General features: G+C 59.4%; 23 protein-coding genes. 18 read left to right on the top strand and 5 right to left on the bottom strand.

The genetic code is table 11. The annotated features are described in order from the left end of the window. Nucleotides 1–15: 15 nt before the first annotated feature. The 5 genes from HTY61_RS06250 (at nucleotide 16) to HTY61_RS06270 (ending at nucleotide 4682) form a co-directional block, all read left to right on the top strand. Nucleotides 16–816, top strand: a complete 801-nt coding sequence (locus tag HTY61_RS06250) for a YdcF family protein (protein ID WP_175275983.1) — start codon at nucleotides 16–18, stop codon at nucleotides 814–816. Nucleotides 817–1250: 434 nt separating this feature from the next. Beyond that, complete coding sequence (locus HTY61_RS06255) at nucleotides 1251–2654, top strand: L-serine ammonia-lyase (RefSeq protein WP_175275984.1); 1404 nt, start codon at nucleotides 1251–1253, stop codon at nucleotides 2652–2654. Nucleotides 2655–2729: 75 nt separating this feature from the next. After that, on the top strand, nucleotides 2730–3167 hold the full coding sequence (locus HTY61_RS06260) for a DUF1489 family protein (RefSeq protein ID WP_175278443.1): 438 nt from the start codon (nucleotides 2730–2732) through the stop codon (nucleotides 3165–3167). A 100-nt stretch (nucleotides 3168–3267) separates the two neighbouring features. After that, a complete protein-coding gene (locus HTY61_RS06265) occupies nucleotides 3268–3978 on the top strand; it encodes a vWA domain-containing protein (RefSeq protein WP_175275985.1) in 711 nt (236 codons plus the stop codon). After that, nucleotides 3975–4682, top strand: a complete 708-nt coding sequence (locus tag HTY61_RS06270; RefSeq protein WP_175275986.1) for a DnaJ domain-containing protein — start codon at nucleotides 3975–3977, stop codon at nucleotides 4680–4682. Before HTY61_RS06265 ends, HTY61_RS06270 begins: the two co-directional genes overlap by 4 nt. A 44-nt stretch (nucleotides 4683–4726) precedes the next feature. On the opposite strand, the gene HTY61_RS06275 is transcribed toward HTY61_RS06270, so the two are convergent. After that, entirely contained in the window at nucleotides 4727–6037 is a 1311-nt protein-coding gene (locus HTY61_RS06275) for a D-alanyl-D-alanine carboxypeptidase family protein (protein WP_175275987.1), read from the bottom strand. A gap of 265 nt (nucleotides 6038–6302) precedes the next feature. Here HTY61_RS06275 and HTY61_RS06280 point away from each other — a divergent pair, with 265 nt between their 5' ends. The 5 genes from HTY61_RS06280 (at nucleotide 6303) to HTY61_RS06300 (ending at nucleotide 10820) form a co-directional block, all read left to right on the top strand. Next, complete coding sequence (locus tag HTY61_RS06280) at nucleotides 6303–6632, top strand: phasin family protein (RefSeq protein ID WP_175275988.1); 330 nt, start codon at nucleotides 6303–6305, stop codon at nucleotides 6630–6632. Nucleotides 6633–6816: 184 nt separating this feature from the next. Next, nucleotides 6817–7173, top strand: coding sequence for an ATP-dependent Clp protease adapter ClpS (gene clpS, locus HTY61_RS06285; RefSeq protein ID WP_175278444.1), 357 nt, complete (start codon nucleotides 6817–6819; stop codon nucleotides 7171–7173). Further along, the gene (clpA, locus tag HTY61_RS06290) at nucleotides 7173–9620 is read left to right on the top strand and encodes an ATP-dependent Clp protease ATP-binding subunit ClpA (RefSeq protein WP_175275989.1); all 2448 of its coding nucleotides are present in this window, start codon (nucleotides 7173–7175) and stop codon (nucleotides 9618–9620) included. The genes clpS and clpA overlap by 1 nt, the downstream gene beginning before the upstream one ends. A gap of 100 nt (nucleotides 9621–9720) precedes the next feature. Further along, nucleotides 9721–10470 (top strand): AzlC family ABC transporter permease, encoded by a 750-nt coding sequence (locus HTY61_RS06295; RefSeq protein WP_175275990.1) that lies wholly within the window; start codon nucleotides 9721–9723, stop codon nucleotides 10468–10470. Beyond that, on the top strand, nucleotides 10470–10820 hold the full coding sequence (locus tag HTY61_RS06300; protein ID WP_175275991.1) for an AzlD domain-containing protein: 351 nt from the start codon (nucleotides 10470–10472) through the stop codon (nucleotides 10818–10820). The genes HTY61_RS06295 and HTY61_RS06300 overlap by 1 nt, the downstream gene beginning before the upstream one ends. Here HTY61_RS06300 and HTY61_RS06305 read toward each other — a convergent pair. The 4 genes from HTY61_RS06305 to HTY61_RS06320 all read right to left on the bottom strand — a co-directional run bounded on the left by HTY61_RS06305 (nucleotide 10817) and on the right by HTY61_RS06320 (nucleotide 13739). Next, nucleotides 10817–11251, bottom strand: a complete 435-nt coding sequence (locus tag HTY61_RS06305) for an HIT family protein (protein ID WP_175275992.1) — start codon at nucleotides 11249–11251, stop codon at nucleotides 10817–10819. The two genes, HTY61_RS06300 and HTY61_RS06305, sit on opposite strands and share 4 nt — an antisense overlap. Before the next feature lie 66 nt (nucleotides 11252–11317). Then, complete coding sequence (locus HTY61_RS06310; RefSeq protein ID WP_246272951.1) at nucleotides 11318–12541, bottom strand: GNAT family N-acetyltransferase; 1224 nt, start codon at nucleotides 12539–12541, stop codon at nucleotides 11318–11320. Nucleotides 12542–12579: 38 nt separating this feature from the next. Next, complete coding sequence (locus HTY61_RS06315) at nucleotides 12580–13293, bottom strand: glycerophosphodiester phosphodiesterase family protein (RefSeq protein WP_175275993.1); 714 nt, start codon at nucleotides 13291–13293, stop codon at nucleotides 12580–12582. A gap of 14 nt (nucleotides 13294–13307) precedes the next feature. Then, nucleotides 13308–13739 carry a RidA family protein gene (locus HTY61_RS06320; protein ID WP_175278446.1) on the bottom strand — a complete coding sequence of 144 codons (432 nt, stop codon included), beginning with the start codon at nucleotides 13737–13739 and terminating at the stop codon, nucleotides 13308–13310. A gap of 148 nt (nucleotides 13740–13887) precedes the next feature. On the opposite strand from HTY61_RS06320, the gene HTY61_RS06325 reads away from it, so the two are divergent. From HTY61_RS06325 to rseP, 8 genes are all read left to right on the top strand, one after another. After that, on the top strand, nucleotides 13888–14715 hold the full coding sequence (locus tag HTY61_RS06325; protein ID WP_175275994.1) for a cell envelope integrity EipB family protein: 828 nt from the start codon (nucleotides 13888–13890) through the stop codon (nucleotides 14713–14715). A 182-nt stretch (nucleotides 14716–14897) separates the two neighbouring features. Then, entirely contained in the window at nucleotides 14898–15713 is an 816-nt protein-coding gene (rpsB, locus tag HTY61_RS06330) for a 30S ribosomal protein S2 (protein WP_175275995.1), read from the top strand. 138 nt (nucleotides 15714–15851) lie between these two features. Then, nucleotides 15852–16766, top strand: a complete 915-nt coding sequence (tsf, locus tag HTY61_RS06335; protein WP_175275996.1) for a translation elongation factor Ts — start codon at nucleotides 15852–15854, stop codon at nucleotides 16764–16766. A gap of 118 nt (nucleotides 16767–16884) precedes the next feature. Then, nucleotides 16885–17625: a UMP kinase gene (gene pyrH, locus HTY61_RS06340; protein WP_175275997.1), complete on the top strand. Its 741-nt coding sequence runs from the start codon at nucleotides 16885–16887 to the stop codon at nucleotides 17623–17625. A 12-nt stretch (nucleotides 17626–17637) separates the two neighbouring features. Further along, entirely contained in the window at nucleotides 17638–18198 is a 561-nt protein-coding gene (frr, locus tag HTY61_RS06345) for a ribosome recycling factor (RefSeq protein ID WP_175275998.1), read from the top strand. Nucleotides 18199–18303: 105 nt separating this feature from the next. Next, complete coding sequence (gene uppS / locus HTY61_RS06350) at nucleotides 18304–18996, top strand: polyprenyl diphosphate synthase (RefSeq protein WP_175278447.1); 693 nt, start codon at nucleotides 18304–18306, stop codon at nucleotides 18994–18996. After that, nucleotides 18993–19814: a phosphatidate cytidylyltransferase gene (locus HTY61_RS06355; RefSeq protein WP_175275999.1), complete on the top strand. Its 822-nt coding sequence runs from the start codon at nucleotides 18993–18995 to the stop codon at nucleotides 19812–19814. The genes uppS and HTY61_RS06355 overlap by 4 nt, the downstream gene beginning before the upstream one ends. Nucleotides 19815–19885: 71 nt before the next feature. Continuing rightward, nucleotides 19886–21034: an RIP metalloprotease RseP gene (gene rseP / locus HTY61_RS06360; protein ID WP_175276000.1), complete on the top strand. Its 1149-nt coding sequence runs from the start codon at nucleotides 19886–19888 to the stop codon at nucleotides 21032–21034. Nucleotides 21035–21158: the final 124 nt, after the last annotated feature.

The raw sequence follows: 21158 nt of genomic DNA on the forward strand, positions 1-21158 counted from the left end.
TGGGAGGTGAACTGCATGTTTTTCACCGTGTCGAAAGTCGGCTGGTTGCTGGTGCAGCCGCTGGGACTCGTGGCCATTGCCCTCGTTGTGCTCGTCGTGCTCGCGATCCGGCGCCGCGCGATGCTGTCGACCTGGATCGCGGCCTTCGCCCTGGCCGTATTGCTGGTCGCGACGCAGACGAATGTCGGGCGTCTGCTTCTGCAGCCGCTGGAAGACCGGTATGCGCGTCCGGATGCCGTTCCCGATCCCGCCGACATCGCCGGCATAATCGTGCTTGGCGGCGGCTTTGACGGATCGGTGACCCTGGGTCGCGGCGGATACGAACTCGGCGAGGCGGGCGACCGTTTCGTGGAGGCGGTCCGGCTCGCGCGCCTCTATCCCGACGCTCCCGTGATCGTGTCCGGCGGCGAGGCAAGCCTGATCGGCGTGACCGAGGGCGATGCCGCGATCGCGCGCCGATTCTTCGCCCATTTCGGCCTCGATTCCGACCGCCTCCTCCTGGAAACGCACTCGAAGAATACGCACGAGAACGCAGTTTATACGAAAAATATGCTGCCTGATGAATCAACCGGAGACTGGTTGCTCATCACATCCGCGTTCCATATGCCGCGCTCGGTTGGCGTGTTCAAAGGGCAGGGCGTTTCCGTAGTCCCGTGGCCCGTGGATTATCGCACATCCGGAACCGAGGAGTTGAAGCTGGGCCGTGACGATCCGGTTTCTGCGCTTTCGGAACTTTCTCAGGCGCTGCGCGAATATCTCGGCCTTCTTGTCTACCGGATGACCGGCCGAATTGGCCGCAATGTGGAAAAGTCGTAAGCTATTGAGAGTGAATACCCTTTTGCTCCGCGATGCGAAGCGACTTGTCATTTGCATGGTCGCCCTGACTCATTAGCGATTGATTAACGTTCCGGCTCGGCTTATAGGGCCGCCTCCAGAAGGTCGCGGGAAGACCGTGCCTAAGAGAGAAGGGGCAAGTTCCTTATGGATGAAAAGATCCAGAAATCCTGCTGGGGCATTACCGCCTGGGCAGTTCTAGGGTTCGCATGCATAATGGCCGTCATTTATCTTACCGGGATGAACGAGGCTGCCGAAGTGACCGCAGCCTTGCCGGGGTGACAACTCACATAGACGTGCAGATCAGAAATTCCGCGCCCAGACGATGTCGTAACACGGCCACAGCGCGTCGGATCCCCATTCGCACAAATGACGCGATCTGCTAGCTTGCGGCCAGGCAATGGCGGCAGGCTCCAATGTTTCTTTCGGTATTCGAACTCTACAAGATCGGTATAGGTCCATCGTCCTCGCACACCATGGGACCGATGGTTGGAGCGGCGCGTTTCCTGAAAGAAATTGCTCAAGGGGATTGGCCGCGCCCGAGCGACTCCCGTGTAACGCGCCTGTCGGTTTCCCTGCATGGCTCCCTTGCTTTCACGGGCGTTGGCCATGCTACCGACCGGGCCGTCATTCTCGGTCTCGACGGCCACCATCCGGATACTGTCGATCCCGATGCGATCGCGGCCATCCTTGCGCGTATCCGGAAAGACAGGACTGTAGCGCCGCCTGGCCATCCTCGATACTCATTCGACCCAGACATCGATCTCGTTTTCGATCGCAAGAATTCGCTTCCCGGTCATGCAAACGGCATGGCGTTCGTTGCCCGGGACAGTGATGGTCGCCAGCTGCTGCGTCGGGTCTACTATTCCATTGGGGGCGGTTTCGTGGCCAGCGAGGAGGAATTGGAGCGCCTCAAGGCGGATCATCAGGCCGGAGCTAAGTCTGGGGATGTACCCTATCCGTTCCGAAATGCCTCCGAGATGCTCCGGATGGCGAGAAATAGCGGCCTGTCGATTGCCGCGCTAAAGCGAGCAAACGAGGAAACTCACCTTTCGCGTAGCGCACTCGATGCGAAACTGGATGCGATCTGGGCAGCGATGGATGGATGCATCGAACGTGGCTTGCGTGGCGAGGGGACGCTGCCTGGTGGCCTCGACGTCAAGCGCCGCGCCCGTAGCATACATGAACGCCTCGAGGCAGACTGGCAAACCAACAGGCCAAATCCCATGCTTGCCAATGATTGGCTGGCGGCCTACGCCATGGCCGTAAACGAGGAAAATGCCGCCGGCGGCCGAGTCGTGACTGCGCCGACCAATGGTGCCGCCGGAGTGGTTCCTGCCGTGATGAAATACATGGTCAGGTTTCACGAGATCGCCAAGCCGGAAGATATACGCGACTTTCTGCTGGCGTCGGCCGCAATCGGGGGCATCATCAAGAACAATGCATCCATTTCCGGCGCAGAGGTTGGGTGTCAGGGAGAAGTCGGCAGCGCTGCAGCAATGGCCGCTGCCGGACTGGCGCAGGTGCTCGGCGGCACGCCCGAACAGGTCGAAAATGCCGCAGAAATCGCACTTGAACATCATCTTGGCATGACCTGTGACCCCATCGGCGGGCTGGTTCAGGTTCCCTGCATCGAGCGCAACGCGCTGGCGGCAGTCAAGGCGGTGACTGCGGCATCCCTGGCTCTGAAGGGGGACGGGAAGCATTTTGTGCCCCTGGATGCCTGCATCGAGACCATGCGTCAGACCGGTCATGATATGAATGAAAAGTACAAGGAAACCAGCCTTGGCGGCCTCGCCGTCAACGTACCCGAATGCTGACGGGTTGCCGTCGCAATTGTGGACGGTATCAGAGGTGGCTTGACCGCAGGCGGCTGCGCCCTAGACCATGTGGCAATGGCATTGAATCTCATAAAGCTCTGCGTCGGTGCAGACGGCGTCGACGACCTGCGAAACTGGATTGAATTCAGGTTGGCTGAAAGGAAGGCTGCCGGGCAGGACGCCGAGCATTTGCACACAACACGGATGGTGCCCAAACGGGTCGACGAGATTATCGGCAAGGGATCGCTCTACTGGGTCATCAAAGGGCGGATACAGTGCCGCCAACGTATCGTCGATATCCGGCCGTTCGTGGACACCGAAGGCGTTTCGCGCTGTCATATCGTTCTGGATCCGCATGTGGTTCTGACGCATTCCCAGCCGAAACGCCCGTTTCAAGGTTGGAGATATCTCAAGTCAGAGGATGCGCCGGCAGACCTTTCCGGGGGAGGGGACGGTATCGAGAGCCTTCCAGCGGACATGAGAAACGAGTTGACGGAACTCGGCCTTATCTGACGGCAATGCATGTGCGATCATTTTCGCGTCTTGCAAGCGCGCGCGAATGATCCACATTTTCTGCATGGCCAGACCCAAGACAGACAAACCGATTGCCAGCATGTCCAGAGATGCGCTGGTCGACAGGAAGTCCTCGCGAAAGGAGATCGCGTCCTTCCTGAAGGCAGCAAGGAATGCAAGTGCGGCAGGTCAAAGCGATGGGCGCATCGTGCTTGCGCTCGATGCCACGATGAGCCGTCAACCGACCTGGGATCTTGCGTGCTCGATACAGGCGGACATGTTCGAAAGCGTTGCCGGATTGGGCAATCTCTCCATGCAGTTGGTCTATTTTCGCGGGATTGGCGAATGCCGGGCTTCCAAGTGGGTCAACAGCGGTGCCGCGCTTGCCGCCGTGATGTCCCGCATAGACTGTCGGGGAGGACATACGCAAATTCTCAAGGTACTCCGACATGCTGCCAAGGAGCATGCACGGCGCCGCATAAATGCGTTGGTCTTTATCGGAGACGCCATGGAGGAAAAGGTCGATGACCTCGTTCAAGCCGCGGGCGAACTGGGGATGCGCGGCGTACCGGTTTTCATTTTCCAGGAAGGTGGCGATCCGATTGCCGAAACCGCATTTCGGGAAATCGCCCGCGTGACACGGGGCGGATGGTTCCGGTTCGATCAAGCATCGGCTGCGGTACTCGCAAGACTGCTGAAGTCGATCGCGGTGTATGCAACGGGCGGTCTGAAAGCCCTGGAGCGTCGGAATACCCGCGAAGACCGGCTTCTGCTGGCGCAAATCTCGGGCGGCAAGGATAGCGACAGATGAGCATCCTGATCCTGCTTGTAGGTGTCGCGGCATTTGCTGTGCTGGGCGTCGTTTTCTTCGCGAAGGCACCACCTTCGCAAATAGCAGCAGTTCTGAGAGTTGCCGGGCCGCTGCTTGTCACTTTGCTGGGCACCATCCTGAGCCTGACCGGCCGCGTTGGGGTCGGGGCACCACTGATAATGCTGGCGGCAGCCTGGTACAGACGGCTTCACAGACAATCCCGTCTGCAGAGACCGCAGGGGCAAAAGTCGGCTGTCAGGTCGGCGTGGTTGGAGATGGAGCTGGACCACGATACCGGCGAACTCGACGGGCTGGTCCTTGCAGGAAGGTACGATGGCCGGGTGCTGAGTGAAATGAGCGAGGATGAGCTGCGCATCCTCGCTTCCGAGCTTGAGAGCGACCGCGAAAGTGCCGAACTACTGGAGACGTATCTTGACCGCCGAATGCCGGGCTGGCGTGAAGACAGCGATATGGATTCTGGTGCGAGGCAAACCGGACCTCATGACACGGGCGCCATGAGTCATGAGGAAGCCTACAAGATCCTTGGTCTTGAGCCGGGTGCGTCCGCCTCGGATATCCGCAAGGCGCATAGAAGCCTGATGCAACGAGTACATCCCGATCTCGGAGGCAACGCCTTTCTTGCGCAGCGGGTTAATGAAGCGAGAGACCTTCTCTTGCGTGATCATGGCGATAGGGACCCTTGATACTCGATACACATTCAAATGGTCGCTGACGTTTGTTCTGCCCGTCAGGAATTGTCGAAAGCGAGGCAGGAATAGTTGTATTTCTTCAGCGCCTTGCATGCCCCCCACGCATCGGATTTGCTCTCGAAGCCGGCGAACCGCGCACGGTGATAGACCACTCCGCCCTTTTCGAATTCCTCCACGAAAGGATCGCGTGCGCTCAATACCGGTGCTGCACGGCTCTGTGCATCGCGCAGATATTCAACTGCCTCGTTCTGAGACGGCAATGAAGCGATCTGAATGACCCAACCGGATCGTGTCGAAGTCGATGCGGTCTGTATAGCATCAATGGGCTCAGACGGCCGCGGCGCCTGCACCGTGGCCAGCGCATCGACTGCCGTTTCAGCCGGCCGATCCTGCGCACGATTGGCGAAGGCCGGAACCGGAATGTCTGACGCAGACAGGCTCGCGATCGATGGGGCGTCCAGATCGAACCGTGCGCCACCTGCGCGTGCGACCAACATGGAACGCTTGCGGCGCTTGGTTGCCTTGTGGAGATTGGCCGCGATCAGTTCCTCCATGTGCGCATCGCGCGACGCGCCAGTTTTGCCGCCCATCACGACGGCAACGATGCTGCGGCCACCCGTGTTGACCGAAGTCACGAGATTGAAGCCGGAGGCCCGAATATAGCCGGTCTTGATTCCGTCAACGCCCTTGACGCGACCCAGCAGCCGGTTGTGATTGCGGAAACTGGTTTTCCCGAACTTGAAGCTGCGGGTCGAGAAGTACTTGTACTGTTCGGGAAAATGCTCCTGCAAGGCGATACCCAACGTCGCCATGTCCCTCGCCGTTGTAACCTGGCGCGAATCCGGAAGACCCGACGCATTGCGGAAGGTCGTCTTGGCCATTCCAAGCGCCCGGGCCTTGGCAGTCATCATTTTCGCGAAATTGCTCTCCGTGCCTCCCAAGTGCTCGGCGACCGCAGCGGCGACATCGTTCGCAGACTTGGTAACGAGTGCAAGGATGGCTGCTTCGGCAGTGATGCTTTTGCCGGCAGGTATGCCAAGCTTGGACGGCTGCATGGAGGCCGCATGCCGGGAAAAGACGATGCGGGTGTTCTTGCGGACCTTGCCCTGTTCCATTGCTTCAAAAAGCATGTAGAGCGTCATCATCTTGGTCAGGGACGCCGGGTAGCGCGGTGAATCCGCGTAACGCTCATGCAGCACCTTCCCAGAATTGGCGTCAATGACGAAGGACGCGTAATTGGGATTGGCCTCGGCAACGGAGCCGATAGCGAGAATGAGAAGCAAGGCAGCGAAGATTGCTGATACCGCATTCGCCAGCGGGGGAGTTGGCAGCGACTTGCTAAGAGACACGATAAACACCTGTGTACACCACTACTCGACGCGCGACCGCTTCATGGATCGCAAGAAACGTGCTGGTGACGATAGCGCGCCGTCGTTACCAAGTGGTTTATGGTGACCGGATGGTTACTGCCGTTTCGCGAATCTTTATCAAATGCAACGGGCTTTTGTGCGGTGCGAAGGGATGGCTTGAATTATTGTGCGCTGCACACTATCTTGAGGCCAAGGCTGGAGTATGAACCCGTCCCCATATCGCGCGAAAACAGGTGTAGACATGATGAAGTCCTTTGAAGATGCCAACAAGGTTGGCAAGGAAATGATGGATCACTCGCTGAAGAGCTTTGCCGCAATGTCCAAGGGCATCCAGGCAATTACCTCCGAGGCGACCGACTATTCGAAGAAGTCCTACGAAGAGGGCATCGCTGCCTTCGAGAAGCTCGCTGCCGCCAAATCTCTGGACAAGGCCGTCGAGGTGCAGACCGAATACATGAAGTCTGCGTACGAGACCTTTGTTAGCGAGGCGACCAAGATGGGCGAGCTCTATGCCGATCTTGCCAAGGAGGCGTACAAACCGTTCGAGACGGCGTTTGCGTCTGCAACGAAGTAGGTTCCAGACGGCTATCGCCTCAAGGCGAGCCCCATATCCGCCCGCATGAGTGATCATGCGGGCCTTTTTGTATGCGCGAGGTAACATGACGCCTTGCAAGCGGCCCAGAGGGGCTTAAAATCCGGCGGGGAGTCCCTAAGTAACTGGTGCGGAGCCGGTTCGGATGTCCGATATTGACAAGGCGATGAAGAAGCAAATGCGGGAATGGATGCAGGCCGATGATGGCCAGGAAGGCGGAAACGCGGGCCGCGGCACGGCGGTTATCACCCGCACCAAACCCAAGCTCAAGAAACCGAGCCTCTATCGCGTCCTATTGCTGAACGACGACTACACTCCGATGGAGTTCGTGGTTCATGTGCTCGAGCGGTTCTTCCAGAAGAACCGCGAGCAGGCGACGCGGATAATGCTGCATGTCCACAATCACGGCGTCGGGGAATGCGGCGTCTACACCTATGAAGTGGCGGAAACGAAAGTTACGCAGGTAATGGATTTCGCCCGCCAGAACCAGCACCCCCTGCAGTGCGTGATGGAGAAAAAATAATGCCGACATTCACCGCCAGCCTGGAGAAGTCGCTGCATCAGGCACTGACCTATGCAAATGAACGTGAACACGAATATGCCACGCTCGAGCACCTTCTCCTGGCCCTGATCGATGATCAGGACGCACGTGCGGTCATGGACGCCTGCAATGTCGATGTCGAGGCGCTGCGCAAGACCGTTCTCGACTATATCGACCACGAATTGGACAACCTCGTTACCGGCTATGACGAAGATGCCAAGCCGACCGCGGGGTTCCAGCGCGTAATCCAGCGCGCCGTGATTCATGTTCAGTCGTCCGGACGGGAGGAGGTCACCGGCGCCAACGTCCTGGTGGCGATCTTCGCGGAGCGGGAGAGCCATGCCGCCTACTTCCTGCAAGAGCAGGACATGACCCGCTATGATGCGGTGAATTATATTGCCCACGGTATAGCTAAGCGTCCCGGGGCTTCCATTACCCGCCCCCCCGAAGGCGCCGAAGAGCAGGGCAGGGCAGAGGGTGCATCTTCCGAAGACGAAGCAAAGAAGAAGCAGCAAGATGCCTTGTCGGCCTATTGCGTCAACCTCAACGAGAAAGCGCGAAGCGGCAAGATCGATCCGCTGATCGGACGGACTGCGGAAGTGAACCGCACGATCCAGATCCTTTGCCGACGTTCCAAGAACAACCCGCTCTACGTCGGCGATCCCGGTGTCGGCAAGACGGCTATAGCGGAAGGCCTCGCCAAGCGGATTGTGGAAGGGGAAGTGCCAGAAGTACTCTCCGATGCAACTATCTTTTCGCTCGACATGGGCGCACTGCTGGCCGGCACGCGCTATCGCGGTGATTTCGAGGAGCGGCTCAAGCAGGTCGTAAAGGAACTCGAGGACTACGAGGGCGCGATCCTCTTCATCGACGAGATTCATACGGTTATCGGGGCGGGTGCGACTTCGGGCGGGGCAATGGATGCCTCTAACCTTCTCAAGCCGGCACTTTCGTCCGGCGCAATCCGGTGTATCGGTTCCACGACTTACAAGGAGTACCGGCAGTTTTTCGAAAAGGACCGGGCGCTAGTGCGCCGCTTCCAGAAGATCGATGTGAACGAACCGTCGCTTGAGGACGCGATCGAAATCATGAAGGGGCTGAAGCCCTATTTCGAGGAATTTCACAAGATCAAGTACACCGATGAGGCCATCAAGTCGGCTGTCGAGCTTTCTGCACGTTATATCTCCGACCGCAAGTTGCCGGACAAGGCCATTGACGTTGTCGACGAGACCGGTGCCAGCCAGATGCTGCTGCCAGAGAAAAAGCGTAAGAAGTCCATAGGCGTCAAGGAGATCGAGGCGACCATTGCAACCATGGCGCGCATTCCGCCGAAGTCCGTCTCCAAGGACGACGAAGCTGTTCTCGCCAATCTCGAGAAGGAACTCAAGCGCGTGGTTTACGGCCAGGACTTGGCGATCGAGTCGCTTGCCTCGGCCATCAAACTGGCACGTGCCGGGCTGCGGGAACCGGAAAAGCCGATCGGCGCCTACCTGTTCTCCGGCCCGACCGGCGTCGGCAAGACCGAAGTCGCACGCCAGCTCGCATTGTCGCTCGGCGTCGAGCTTCTGCGCTTCGACATGTCCGAATACATGGAACGGCACACCGTTTCGCGCCTGATCGGCGCGCCTCCCGGCTATGTCGGATTCGACCAGGGCGGCCTCCTGACCGACGGTGTCGATCAGCATCCGCACTGCGTCCTGCTGCTCGACGAGATCGAAAAAGCGCATCCGGACCTCTTCAACATTCTCTTGCAGGTCATGGACCATGGCAAACTGACCGATAACAACGGCAAGCAGGTCGACTTCCGCAACACGATCATCATCATGACGACCAACGCGGGTGCTGCCGAAATGGCCAAGAACGCCATCGGTTTCGGCTCATCCAAGCGCGAGGGCGACGATGTAGAGGCAATCAACCGGCTGTTTTCTCCGGAGTTTCGCAACCGTCTTGATGCCATCGTACCGTTCGGCCCGCTTCCGGTGCCGGTCATCCACCGGGTGGTCGAGAAATTTGTCATGCAACTCGAAGCGCAGCTCTCTGATCGTGGCGTTATCTTCGACCTGTCGAAGGAAGCTATCGCGTGGCTGGCAGAGCGCGGCTACGATGAGAAAATGGGCGCCCGCCCGCTTGGTCGCGTGATCCAGGAGCACATCAAGAAGCCGCTTGCAGAAGAAGTGCTGTTCGGCAAGCTCAAGAAGGGCGGTACCGTCAAGGTCACTGTCGAAAAGGACGAGTTGGGCGAAGAAAAGCTCAAGCTCGAATCGATTGCCGACGAACCACGATCCAAGCCGAAGAAGCCACGCAAGACGGCGACACGGCGCAAGCCGACGCCCGCCGAAGCAAAGGTTGATGCCGGCGTGACTTCGGCGGATCCGTCGGACGCGACGCCGAAAGCCAAGCCTTCCGTGCCCAAGATACCGCGCAAGTAGCGACCGGAATCCCGATTGCAGATGCGGGCGGGGGCAACCCCGCCCGCCTGTTTTTGTCGGGTCTATCGCAAATCGTGAAAAGTCGTGCTAGCGCAATGACATGGTGCAGAATCGCAACGATCACGGGGGCGAGGGAACGGCACTTCTGTGGCTCGGGCGGGGCATGCGGAAAGTGGTATCGCTGCCTGCATTCATTCTAATGAACGCGTTTATTGGCTTCGCTGGCTTCGCCCGCGAAAGCGGTATCGAGCTGGCCCATGCCGCCTTCATGACGGCAGCAATCTGGGCGCTGCCGGCCCAAGTCGTCCTCATTGCTGCCGTCGAATCGGGCACGACGCTTCTGGCGACGTTCTTTGCAGTCTCACTCTCCTCGGTCCGGCTGATGCCGATGGTGACTTCCCTGATCCCGCAGCTTCGCGGCGAACGGACACGAACGTCGACCTTGTTGTTCCTGTCGCATTTCATAGCGGTCACTTCATGGGTGATGGCCAACCAGTTCATCGAACGTGTGCCGCGTAGATACCGTACGATCTATTTCGGCGGCTTTGCTGTGACCCTGACCGTTTGCAATATCTTGATAGTGGTCGCGGTCTACGGCCTGTCTGCACGAATTCCGTCTTCGGTTCTCGGTGCCCTGTTCTTTCTGACGCCTGTCTATTTCCTGACTTCGCTATGGGCTACAGCACGCGAACGCGTCATCAAGTTGGCCTTGCTGACCGGAATGGCCCTCGGACCGCTTTTCCACCTTGTCGCACCGGAGTTCGACCTTCTGCTCGCCGGAACGGTGGGCGGCGTTGTTGCATTCGCTGTCGGACGGCCGCGGACAGATACGGACAAGGAAGTATCGTGATGACTTTCACGTCGAACAATGCCGAGTGGTGGCCTTTTGTTTTCATATTGATAGCCGGGTGGCTTGCAACAGACGCTTGGCGCTTCGCCGGGGTCGTGCTCGGGCGCCGGCTCAGCGAAACGTCGCAGATATTCCTTCTTGTCCGCTCGGTGGCCACGGCTCTGGTTGCCGCTGTTATCGCGCGGCTTGTCGTATTTCCGTCTGGAGCACTGGCGGAAACGGCTCTCGGCCTTCGCATTGCCGCGGCCGCGATCGGTTTTGTCGCATTCCTGGCGGGCGGTCAGCGCGTGGTCGTCGGAGTCGGCGTCTCGGTCGCTATCCTCGCAGCCGGAATGCTGGCCGGTCTCTAGCCTTCGCTTTCGAGCGCGGCAGCGAGCTTCTCGGCATTCCCAGCGAGAATTTCGGCTTCCTCCATCGTCGCCGCGTGCTGCTTCAGTGGCACGCCATTGATGATCGGTATGACATGGAAATGCAGGTGGAACACCGTCTGACCGCTTGCCTCCTCGTTGAACTGGCGGACCACGATGCCGTCGGCATTGAATGCCTTCATCGACGCTCTCGCAACGCGCTGGATGACTCTGATCGATCTTGCGAGAGTTTCGGGGTCCGCATCGAGCAGATTGCGCGACGGCTTTTTCGGAACGATCAGGGAATGACCGTTCGCCTGCGGCATCACGTCCATGATCACGATGCAGTCGCTGTCCTCGTAGACCTTGTGGCTAGGAATTTCGCCCCGCAGGATCTTGGCGAAAACGTTGGCGGGATCGTATTTTGCGCTCATCACAGAATCCTCATATTCACCGGTTCCTAAATCGGAGCGATCTTCTCATCAATGCGGCATGTGGACTTAGCTCCGCTTTTTGAACGGGGCATGGCTGGCGAGAACGTCCGAAAACCGCTCCACGTCATTGCGTTCATGCTCCAGATAGTTCGCGACGGCTTTGCGAAATCCCGTGTTGGCGATGTAGTGGGCTGAATGGGTGGTCACCGGGAGGTAGCCCCGAGCGAGCTTGTGTTCACCCTGTGCACCGGCCTCCACATATTCAAGCTTCGATGCGATGGCGAACTCGATCGCCTGATAGTAACAGACTTCGAAATGAAGGCAGGGGTGGTGCTCGATGCAGCCCCAGTGGCGGCCATAGAGGCGATCGTCGCCGATGAAGTTGATCGCACCTGCAATATACCGACCGTCGCGCTTGGCCATGACCAGCAGGATGTCATCCGGCATGGTTTCAGCAATGAGCGAGTAAAAGAGTCGGTTTAGATAGGGGCGGCCCCACTTTCGGCTGCCCGTATCCAGATAGAACTCGTAGAATGCGTCAAGCACGCCTTCGGTCAGGTCGTTTCCGGTAAGCCATTCAATGTTGATGCCGTCTGACAGAGCCGTTTGACGCTCCTTCCTGATGTTTTTCCGTTTGCGCGACGCAAGGGAGGCAAGGAAATCGTCGAAGTTGGCATATCCTTCGTTTCTGAAATGAAACTGCTGGTCGGTTCGGAGCAGGAAGCCGGCATCCTGCAACGTCGCAATATCTGTCTCAGTTGCAAATGTGACATGTGCGGAGGAGACATCCAGTCTCCCTGTCAGTGCCTTCAAGCCATCGGCGAGCGCCCGCCGCGCAATCTTGGGATCAACGGTTTCGGATACCAGCAGGCGCGGCCCAGTGACCGGAGTAAATGGCACCGAGCTCTGAAGCTTGGGGTAATATTGCCCCCCGGCGCGCTCATAGGCCTCGGCCCACCCGTGATCGAACACATACTCGCCCTGGCTGTGCGACTTCAGGTAACAGGGCAGGGCGGCAACAATCATTCCATCCGGATCTTCCAGAGTAAGATGCTGAGGCAACCAGCCGGTTTCGGCGGAGGCACATCCCGACCGCTCCAGTGCACTGAGGAACGCAAATGATATAAAGGGATTGTAGGGCTCCGATCCCGCACCGGCACCCGCGGCAGTGCCGCTTAGGCGACGCCATGCGCAACGCTCCATCCCATCCATACCATCACGCACCCGGATGACGTAGCTGCCGCTATCTGCTTGTCGAATCGTACGGGCGGGCGCGTCGTTTTCGCTCATGGAGAAGAATTATCGCATGCAGCGGTTCAGGCAAGCCCCTACTGAAGATCCGGATCAAAACCCTCAAATGTGATCTGGTCCGCGTGCAATCGGGTTGCTTCCACGTCCTCGTGATTGCGGACCGTCCAGGTGATGACCGGCAAGCCAAGTTCCTTGCGGACATGATCCACAAACGGGTTGGGCAGGGCCTTTACATGATAGGAAACAAAGGAGATTCCGATGGCGAGGGCCTTGTTATGTTCCGCCAAGGAGTGCCGGCCGATACCCTCGGCGGTCAAGCCGAGCGGCGCGTCGCTTCCGGTTTCGGCGAATGCGGAAAGCAGGGAGTGCCCGAATGACATCACGGCGACCTGGCCGCTATAGCTTTCCAGCTCTATGGCTACCGCGCGGGCGAGGGCCGCAGGATTTGCGCCATATTCCTTCATCTCGATCACGACAGGAACGCTGCCGTCGATACACTCCAGCGTCTCGGCCAGCACCGGTATGTGTTCGTTCGTACTGCCCAGACGGATTTTTCGCAATTCGCTTGCCGTCCGTTCCACGACCGGACCTGCCCTTGAGGTAAGGCGTTCCAAAGTTCTGTCGTGGAATACCACAGCCGTTCCGTCCCCCGACAACTGGACGTCGAGCTCTATGGCGAAATCGCGGTTTGCGGCCGCGCTGAACGCCGACAACGAATTTTCGAACTGCAAAACGTTGTCGTCATGCAGGCCGCGATGTGCGATCGGTCGCCTTGTAAGGAAGTCCAGCATGTCGTTGCCTCGGACTAGAATTCGATAATCGCTTCGACTTCCACCGGGGCGTTGAGCGGCAGGCCCGCCATTCCGACGGCCGACCTCGCGTGCCTGCCGGCATCTCCAAGCACATCAACAAGAAGATCCGATGCGCCATTGGCAACAATGTGCTGCTCCGTGAAATCGGGATAGGACGCAACGAAGACCGAGATCTTTATAACCCTTCTTATGTTTTCCAGCCCGCCAAGGGCCGCCTTGGCCTGGGCGAGTATGTTGATGGCGCACCAACGGGCGGCCTCAATGCCTTGTTCCACCTCGAGTTCGCGCCCGAGCAGACCGGTGTGGACCAGCTTTCCGTCTTTCAGGGGCAACTGCCCGGAGGTGTACAGCAGGTTGCCGCTTTTGACCGCGGGAAGATAGTTGGCCGCAGGGGCCGCAGCGTCGGGCAACGCGATTCCGAGCATTTCGAGGCGCTCGGCGGGGGATACTGTTTCGCTGGTCACTTTCCACCTTCATCTGAATCGGTTGTGAATGTCGCGCGCTTTCTTGCAACTTTTATCTCGCATCGGCCAAGAGAAAACATATAGTCTTTTTGAAAAACAGGATTCCTGAATGACACGTCACTACACAGGTCTGGCCGTTGCCTTTGGTGTTATGGCCGCATCGGTCCCCGGAATTGCGTCAACGGACGCCATTGCACAGGCACTGGCTCCCCACCGCGCCGTCTACGATGTGGCGCTGGCCAATGCGTCTGACCGGTCCGGAATTACGGGTATGCACGGTCGGATCGTCTACGAATTCCAGGGATCTGCTTGTGACGGCTACACGACGGTATTCAGATTCGTGACCCGTATCCGTTCGGCGACTGGCAATCGATTGTCGGATCAACAGACTTCAACATATGAGGATGGTTCCGGCGATACGTTTCGTTTCGTCACCAAGTCATTCGTTGACGAACGACTTGACCGGGAGCTTTCAGGCAGTGCGATCCGTGACGCCGAAGGAATTGTCGTAACGCTAAAGAAGCCCGAGAAAGCCGAATTTAGTCTTGCTCCAGCGCTATTTCCGAGCGCTCACATGATTGACCTCTTGAATCGGGCGCACGAGGGGGAGAAATTTTACGAGACCGCCATATTCGACGGCACCGAAAACGGTGATCGTATCATGACCACGAGCGTCGTGATCGGTCCGGAGAAAACAGGAGCCGAGGGTGACGGCGCAAATGCCGGACCACTGAAGGACGATTCCTTCCGAAATGTCTCGATATCCTATTTCGACGAGGGCAATGCGGTCGGGGGGGAGGCCGTGCCTGAATACCAGATATCGTTCAAGCTTTACGACAATGGCGTGACCCGCGATCTCGTAATGGACTATGGCGATTTTGTACTTGAGGGTGCATTGAGACAGATCGAGATGTTGCCGAAGGAAAGCTGCGACTAAAAAACGTCCCAATAGGAGGACGCTTTATCCGGCGCGCCCTTGCAAAACGTCCACCAATGCGCTATCGCGCGCCGCATTCCACACACGAAGTTCGGATCTGAGCCGGGAGAAATCCGGTCGGGTCCACCGGTGGCGGGAAACCGCTTTACGCTTCGTGGAGGTTCAACCGGAAAGGAAATATCATGGCACTGCCTGACTACAGCATGCGCCAGCTGCTTGAAGCTGGTGTTCACTTCGGCCACCAGACGCACCGCTGGAATCCCAAGATGTCCCGATACATTTTCGGGGCACGCAACAACATCCACATCATCGACTTGTCGCAGACTGTTCCGCTTCTGCACCAAGCGCTGCAGATCGTTTCCGATACAGTCGCAAACGGCGGCCGCGTTCTTTTCGTCGGTACGAAGCGCCAGGCATCCGAAATAGTGGCCGATTCCGCTGGCCGCTGTGCTCAGTACTACGTGAATGCTCGCTGGCTCGGCGGGATGTTGACCAACTGGAAAACGATCTCCAACTCGATTCAGCGCCTGCGCAAGGTCGACGAAATCCTGTCTTCGGAAGCACAGGGCTTCACGAAGAAGGAAAGGCTGAACCTCGAGCGGGAACGCGAAAAACTCAATCGTGCGCTCGGCGGCATCAAGGACATGGGTGGCACTCCCGACCTGATGTTCGTTATCGACACCAACAAGGAGGCGATCGCCATTCAGGAAGCCAAGCGCCTTGGTATTCCGGTCGTGGCTGTTGTCGATTCTAACAGCGATCCTGATCTCGTCGACTATCCGATCCCGGGCAATGATGACGCGGCACGCGCTATATCGCTATACTGCGACCTCGTCGCGCGGGCAGCGCTTGATGGAATTGCGCGCCAGCAGGGTGCCGCGGGTGTCGATATCGGCGAATCCGTGGAGGCTCCCGTGGAGGAGGTGCTGGCAGCCGAGGCGCCGGCTGAAACGGCGGATGTTGCCGAAGCGCCGGCAGAGGCCGCCGAGAAGGCCTGATTTTTCGATCGGCGCCCGGGCCCTCCCGGGCGCGTCCATCATAAGTTTACATGAATCGGCGCATGGCAGGTGTGATTGCCGCTTGCGTCAATTTTCCGGGCCGCGCGTCCGAACCGCTCGACATTAAGAGGCGAACCGATGACCATCACCGCATCTCTCGTAAAACAACTCCGCGACATGACCGGCGCCGGCATGATGGACTGCAAGGCCGCGCTCACCGAAACCGGCGGCAATATCGAAGAGGCAGTTGACTGGCTCCGCAAGAAGGGAATCTCAAAGGCAGACAAGAAGTCCGGACGCACGGCGGCAGAGGGTCTTGTGGGTGTCGCGTCCGATGAAAATGGCGCAGTTGTCGTCGAGGTGAACTCGGAGACCGACTTCGTTGCCCGCAACGAAGCCTTCCAGGAACTCGTGCGTAATATCGCTAATGCGGCGGTGGGGACCGACGGCTCGATCGAGGCCGTTTCCGCGGCAAAATACGCAGATAGCGGCAAGTCGATCGACGAGGCCGTCAAGGACGCGATCGCGACCATCGGCGAGAACATGAACCTGCGCCGCTCGGCCCGCCTCGACGGGACCGTGGCGACCTACGTGCACAACTCGGTGGCCGACGGCCTCGGCAAGCTCGGCGTGCTGGTCGCCGTCGAGACCGAGGGCGACAAGGATGCCGCGCGCGCCATCGGGCGCCAGATCGCGATGCATGTCGCCGCCACCAACCCGATGGCGCTGGACGTCGACGATCTCGACCCGGCAGCCGTGGAGCGCGAGCGGTCGATCTTCGCCGAGCAGGCCCGCGCGTCCGGCAAGCCGGACAACATCATCGAGAAGATGGTCGAGGGCCGCCTGCGCAAGTTCTACGAGGAAGTCTGCCTGCTGAAGCAGTCCTTCGTCATCAATCCGGACCTGACGGTCGAGAAGGCACTGGCCGAGGCCGAGAAGGAAATCGGCGCTCCCGCCAAGATCACCGGCTTCGTCCGCTTCGCCCTCGGCGAGGGGATCGAGAAGGAAGAAAGCGACTTCGCGGCCGAAGTCGCCGCCGCCGTCAAGAGCTGACCGAAGGCGCAATCCGCAATTCTCTGGATTGTGCCGCACCATGCGGGGCACTGCGTGACAACGCGGTGCCCTTCATGTATCCGGAGACACGTTCAACCGTTTCAATCGAAATATTCCGATGTCCTCCTCTCCGCTATTCAAACGCGTACTGCTGAAGGTTTCCGGCGAAGCCCTGATGGGAAATCAGGGTTTCGGCATTGATGTCGAGGTCGCCGACCGGATCGCCGGCGACATCAAGGACGCGGTGGACCTGGGTGTCCAGGTGGCAGTCGTGATCGGCGGCGGCAACATCTTCCGCGGCGTGGCGGTGGCCTCCAAGGGGGGCGACCGCGTGACCGGCGATCACATGGGCATGCTCGCCACCGTGATCAACTCGCTGGCGCTCCGGACGTCCCTCATAAAGAAGGGTGTCGATGCGGTCGTTCTCTCGGCGATCGCCATGCCGCAGTTGTGCGAAAGCTTCTCGCAGCGCAAGGCGATGTGGAACATAGAGCAGGGGCGTGTCGTGATATTCGCCGGCGGCACCGGCAATCCCTATTTCACGACGGACTCCGCGGCGGCCTTGCGCGCGGCGGAAATCGGGGCGGATGCCCTGTTCAAGGGCACGCAGGTCGATGGTATCTATACCGCCGACCCGAAGAAGGAACCCGACGCGGAACGGTTCACATCGATCACCCACGACGAAGTCATCGCGCGCGGCCTGTCCGTAATGGATGTTGCGGCCGTGGCCTTGACCCGGGAAAATCACATTCCCATTGTCGTATTCTCGATTCATGAGCGGGGCGGCTTTTCTGAAATCTTGCGCGGCGGCGGACGGTCCACCCTGGTGACCGATCAGCGCCTGCCGCAGGAAAATTAGAGGAAACACAGGATGAGCCAGGAATTCGATTTCGACGATCTCAAGCGTCGCATGGATGGTGCCGTATCTGCCTTCAAGGGAGATCTCGGCGGATTGCGGACCGGCCGCGCCTCGGCTTCGCTGCTCGAGCCGATCACCGTCGATGCCTATGGTTCGCAAATGCCGATCAACCAGGTCGCGAACATCACCGTGCCGGAACCGCGCATGCTGGCCGTGTCGGTTTGGGACAAGTCGATGGTGCAGGCCGTCGAAAAGGCGATCCGGGAATCGTCGCTGGGCCTCAATCCGATGACCGACGGCACGACCGTGCGCGTGCCGCTGCCGGAGCTGAACGAGGAGCGGCGCCGCGAACTTGTCAAGATCGCTCATCAATATGCCGAGAACGCGCGCATCGCCGTGCGTCACGTCCGGCGCGATGGCATGGAAACGCTGAAGCGCCTGGAAAAGGACGGCGAGATCAGCCAGGACGAAAGCCGCGACAAGGCCGACGATGTCCAGAAGCAGACCGACCAGACCATTGCCACGATCGATTCCCTGCTGGAAGAAAAAGAGAAGGAAATCATGCACGTCTGACCGCCATCACGCGGCGGCGGCTTGCAATCGGGAGAGAAGGCTATCGCGATAGTCGGTGACATAGGCAACCAGGAGACAAGCGTGCCGCGCCACGTTGCCATCATCATGGATGGAAACGGGCGCTGGGCGGCGGCACGGGGGAGACCGCGCAGTTACGGGCACAAGGCCGGCGTCGAGGCCGTACGCCGCACCGTGAAGGCTGCGGCAGATCTCGGTGTCGAGTACCTTACGCTGTTTGCCTTTTCATCGGAAAACTGGTCGCGACCGCGCGAAGAGGTGCGCGACCTGTTCGGGCTGATGAAGTTCTTCGTCACCCGCGACCTGGCGGAACTGTGCGCGAACGGCGTGCGGATACGCGTGCTTGGTGACAGGTCCGGCCTCTCGTCCGATATTCTCGGGCTGATCGAGACGGCGGAAACGAAGTCGCGGCAGAACACCGCGCTCCAGCTCAACATCGCGTTCAACTATGGCGCGCGCAACGAATTGCGGCGCGCCTTCGCCGCTGTCGCCAAGAGGTGCGCGGAGGAGGGGCGGGACCCCTCCCAAATTGGCGAGGACGAGATCGCTGCCGCACTCGATACCGCGGGCCAGCCCGATCCGGACCTAGTCATTCGCACCAGCGGGGAAATGCGGCTGTCCAACTTCATGCTCTGGCAGGCCGCCTATGCGGAGTTCGTGTTTCTGCCGTGCATGTGGCCCGATTTCGACAAGGAATGGCTGCAACGGGCCATCTCCGAGTTTTCATCGCGCACGCGCCGCTATGGCGGCATCGATGCAGCGAAGGATGTCGCGCTGTGAGCAATCTGCAACTGCGGACAATATCTGCCCTCGTCCTGGGCGTGCTGGTACTTGGCGCCACCCTTGCCGGCGGCATCCTGTTCGCAGTGATGGCCACCGCGATCGCGATGCTTGTCTGGCACGAATGGATGGATATTGCCTGCCCGAACGAAGATGACCGCATCCGGCTGTACGGGTTTCTTTTCCTCGGGCTGATCTTTCTGAGCGCGCTGCTGCTTCCCGATGCGGCCATGCCGGCTGCCTGGATCGTCGCGACCGCCGCATTCGCCGCGCTTTCCCGGATCCTGGCCGGCGGATCCTGGCCCGTCGCGGGATTCCTCTATTCCGGCACCGCGCTCGTTGCGCTGATCATGCTGCGCGCGAATGACGGGGCGGCCTACGGGTTGGTCGCCATCCTGTTCCTCTACGCAGTCGTCTGGCTGACGGATATCGGCGCATATTTCGCGGGCCGGCATTTCGGCGGGCCGAAACTCGCGCCGTCGATTTCACCGAACAAGACGTGGTCCGGTGCCATTGGCGGGCTTTGTTCCGCCGTCGTCGCCGCCATAATAGTCTCATCGGCAGCCGGGCTGGATTCCCATTTCCTTGCCGGGCTGCTGGCCGCGGTGCTCTCGGTCGCATCGCAGGCAGGCGACCTTTTCGAATCGTGGCTCAAGCGGCGCGCGGGCGTGAAGGACTCGAGCAAGCTTATCCCCGGTCATGGCGGCATGATGGACAGGGTGGACGGACTCGTCTTTGCCGCGATCATACTCTGGCTGCTCGCAATCGCCGCCTCGGGTTCGGCCTATCCGTCGGCGGCATTCTTCGGCGCTTCGTGAAACGAAACATGCCTTGCTGATGCCTGAATGGGTGTCTAAGCGGAGGCGCTCACACAAGGACTTATCGTGTCATGGATTTGGTGACGGGGCTTTTTGCAACGGACGGGTTTCTTCTCGGAACGGTCCTGCCGTTCCTGTTCGTCCTGCTGATCGTCGTCTTCGTGCACGAACTCGGCCACTACCTTGTCGGACGGTGGTGCGGAATCGGTGCGACCGTGTTCTCGGTCGGATTCGGGCCGGAGCTCGCCGGGTTCAACGACCGGCGCGGCACGCGATGGCGCCTTTCATGGATACCGCTGGGCGGCTACGTGAAATTCGTCGGCGACATGAACGCGGCATCGGTACCAAACGCGGAAGACGATTCGTCGCTCAGTCCGCAGGAACGTGAGCAGGCGTTCCAGTTCAAATCCGTCGGGCGACGCGCGGCCACCGTCTTCGCCGGACCCGCCGCCAACTTCCTGCTGGCAATCGTCATCTTCACCGTGATCTTCTCCGCATTCGGGCGCGGCGTGGCCGATCCGGTGGTTTCCGAGATTCGCCCGGACAGCGTCGCGGAGCGCGTCGGCTTCCAGCCGGGCGACAGGTTCATCAGCCTGGACGGCATCCCCGTGGAGGAGTTTTCCGATGTCCAGCGATATGTCTCGGTGCGGGCCGGCACAACGATCACGATGGTCATGGAACGCGACGGCGAGCGACTGACCTTCGAGGTAACGCCGGAACGGCTCGAGATCGAGGACCGGTTCGGCAACAAGATGGAACAGGGAATCATCGGCGTCGTCAACAACAACCAGACGGGAGGCCGCCGGGTCGAGCGCTACGGTATCGGCGAATCGCTCGTGATGGCTGTCGGCGAAACCTGGTATGTCGTCGAGAGAACCGGCGGCTACATCGCGGGCATATTTTCGGGCCGGGAAAAGCCGGACCAGATCGGGGGACCGATCAGGGTTGCCCAGATGTCGGGGCAGGTCGCCACGCTTGGATTCGTGCCGCTGCTCAACCTTGCCGCGATCCTGTCGATTTCCATCGGCCTTCTGAACCTGTTGCCGATCCCGATTCTCGATGGCGGCCACCTCGTGTTCTACCTGTTCGAGGCGTTGCGCGGAAAACCGGTGTCCGAACGCGCCCAGGAATATGGCTACCGCATCGGATTCGCCCTGATCCTGGGGCTCATGGTCTTCGCGACATGGAACGACATCACCATGCTTTTCGGCCGGAGCTAGTTGGGATTTTAGATAAATCGTTTACCATGCGGGGAGATGGCACGTGACGATTTTGCCACGTTTCGTTCGATCGTAAACGGATTTTAACCTGAACCCTTGCGTGTGGTTTCAAAGCCTGTAATAC

The sequence above is a fragment of the Oricola thermophila genome (assembly GCF_013358405.1).
Classification (GTDB): Bacteria; Pseudomonadota; Alphaproteobacteria; order Rhizobiales; family Rhizobiaceae; genus Oricola; species Oricola thermophila.

Bases quoted from the DNA above. Each gene is read 5' to 3' on its own strand.
- HTY61_RS06250 (WP_175275983.1), top strand. From the start codon at position 16: ATGTTTTTCACCGTGTCGAAAGTCGGCTGGTTGCTGGTGCAGCCGCTG.
- HTY61_RS06255 (WP_175275984.1), top strand. From the start codon at position 1,251: ATGTTTCTTTCGGTATTCGAACTCTACAAGATCGGTATAGGTCCATCG.
- HTY61_RS06260 (WP_175278443.1), top strand. From the start codon at position 2,730: ATGGCATTGAATCTCATAAAGCTCTGCGTCGGTGCAGACGGCGTCGAC.
- HTY61_RS06265 (WP_175275985.1), top strand. From the start codon at position 3,268: ATGTCCAGAGATGCGCTGGTCGACAGGAAGTCCTCGCGAAAGGAGATC.
- HTY61_RS06270 (WP_175275986.1), top strand. From the start codon at position 3,975: ATGAGCATCCTGATCCTGCTTGTAGGTGTCGCGGCATTTGCTGTGCTG.
- HTY61_RS06280 (WP_175275988.1), top strand. From the start codon at position 6,303: ATGAAGTCCTTTGAAGATGCCAACAAGGTTGGCAAGGAAATGATGGAT.
- clpS (WP_175278444.1), top strand. From the start codon at position 6,817: ATGAAGAAGCAAATGCGGGAATGGATGCAGGCCGATGATGGCCAGGAA.
- clpA (WP_175275989.1), top strand. From the start codon at position 7,173: ATGCCGACATTCACCGCCAGCCTGGAGAAGTCGCTGCATCAGGCACTG.
- HTY61_RS06295 (WP_175275990.1), top strand. From the start codon at position 9,721: ATGGTGCAGAATCGCAACGATCACGGGGGCGAGGGAACGGCACTTCTG.
- HTY61_RS06300 (WP_175275991.1), top strand. From the start codon at position 10,470: ATGACTTTCACGTCGAACAATGCCGAGTGGTGGCCTTTTGTTTTCATA.
- HTY61_RS06305 (WP_175275992.1), bottom strand. From the start codon at position 11,251: ATGAGCGCAAAATACGATCCCGCCAACGTTTTCGCCAAGATCCTGCGG.
- HTY61_RS06310 (WP_246272951.1), bottom strand. From the start codon at position 12,541: ATGAGCGAAAACGACGCGCCCGCCCGTACGATTCGACAAGCAGATAGC.
- HTY61_RS06315 (WP_175275993.1), bottom strand. From the start codon at position 13,293: ATGCTGGACTTCCTTACAAGGCGACCGATCGCACATCGCGGCCTGCAT.
- HTY61_RS06320 (WP_175278446.1), bottom strand. From the start codon at position 13,739: ATGCTCGGAATCGCGTTGCCCGACGCTGCGGCCCCTGCGGCCAACTAT.
- HTY61_RS06325 (WP_175275994.1), top strand. From the start codon at position 13,888: ATGACACGTCACTACACAGGTCTGGCCGTTGCCTTTGGTGTTATGGCC.
- rpsB (WP_175275995.1), top strand. From the start codon at position 14,898: ATGGCACTGCCTGACTACAGCATGCGCCAGCTGCTTGAAGCTGGTGTT.
- tsf (WP_175275996.1), top strand. From the start codon at position 15,852: ATGACCATCACCGCATCTCTCGTAAAACAACTCCGCGACATGACCGGC.
- pyrH (WP_175275997.1), top strand. From the start codon at position 16,885: ATGTCCTCCTCTCCGCTATTCAAACGCGTACTGCTGAAGGTTTCCGGC.
- frr (WP_175275998.1), top strand. From the start codon at position 17,638: ATGAGCCAGGAATTCGATTTCGACGATCTCAAGCGTCGCATGGATGGT.
- uppS (WP_175278447.1), top strand. From the start codon at position 18,304: ATGGATGGAAACGGGCGCTGGGCGGCGGCACGGGGGAGACCGCGCAGT.
- rseP (WP_175276000.1), top strand. From the start codon at position 19,886: ATGGATTTGGTGACGGGGCTTTTTGCAACGGACGGGTTTCTTCTCGGA.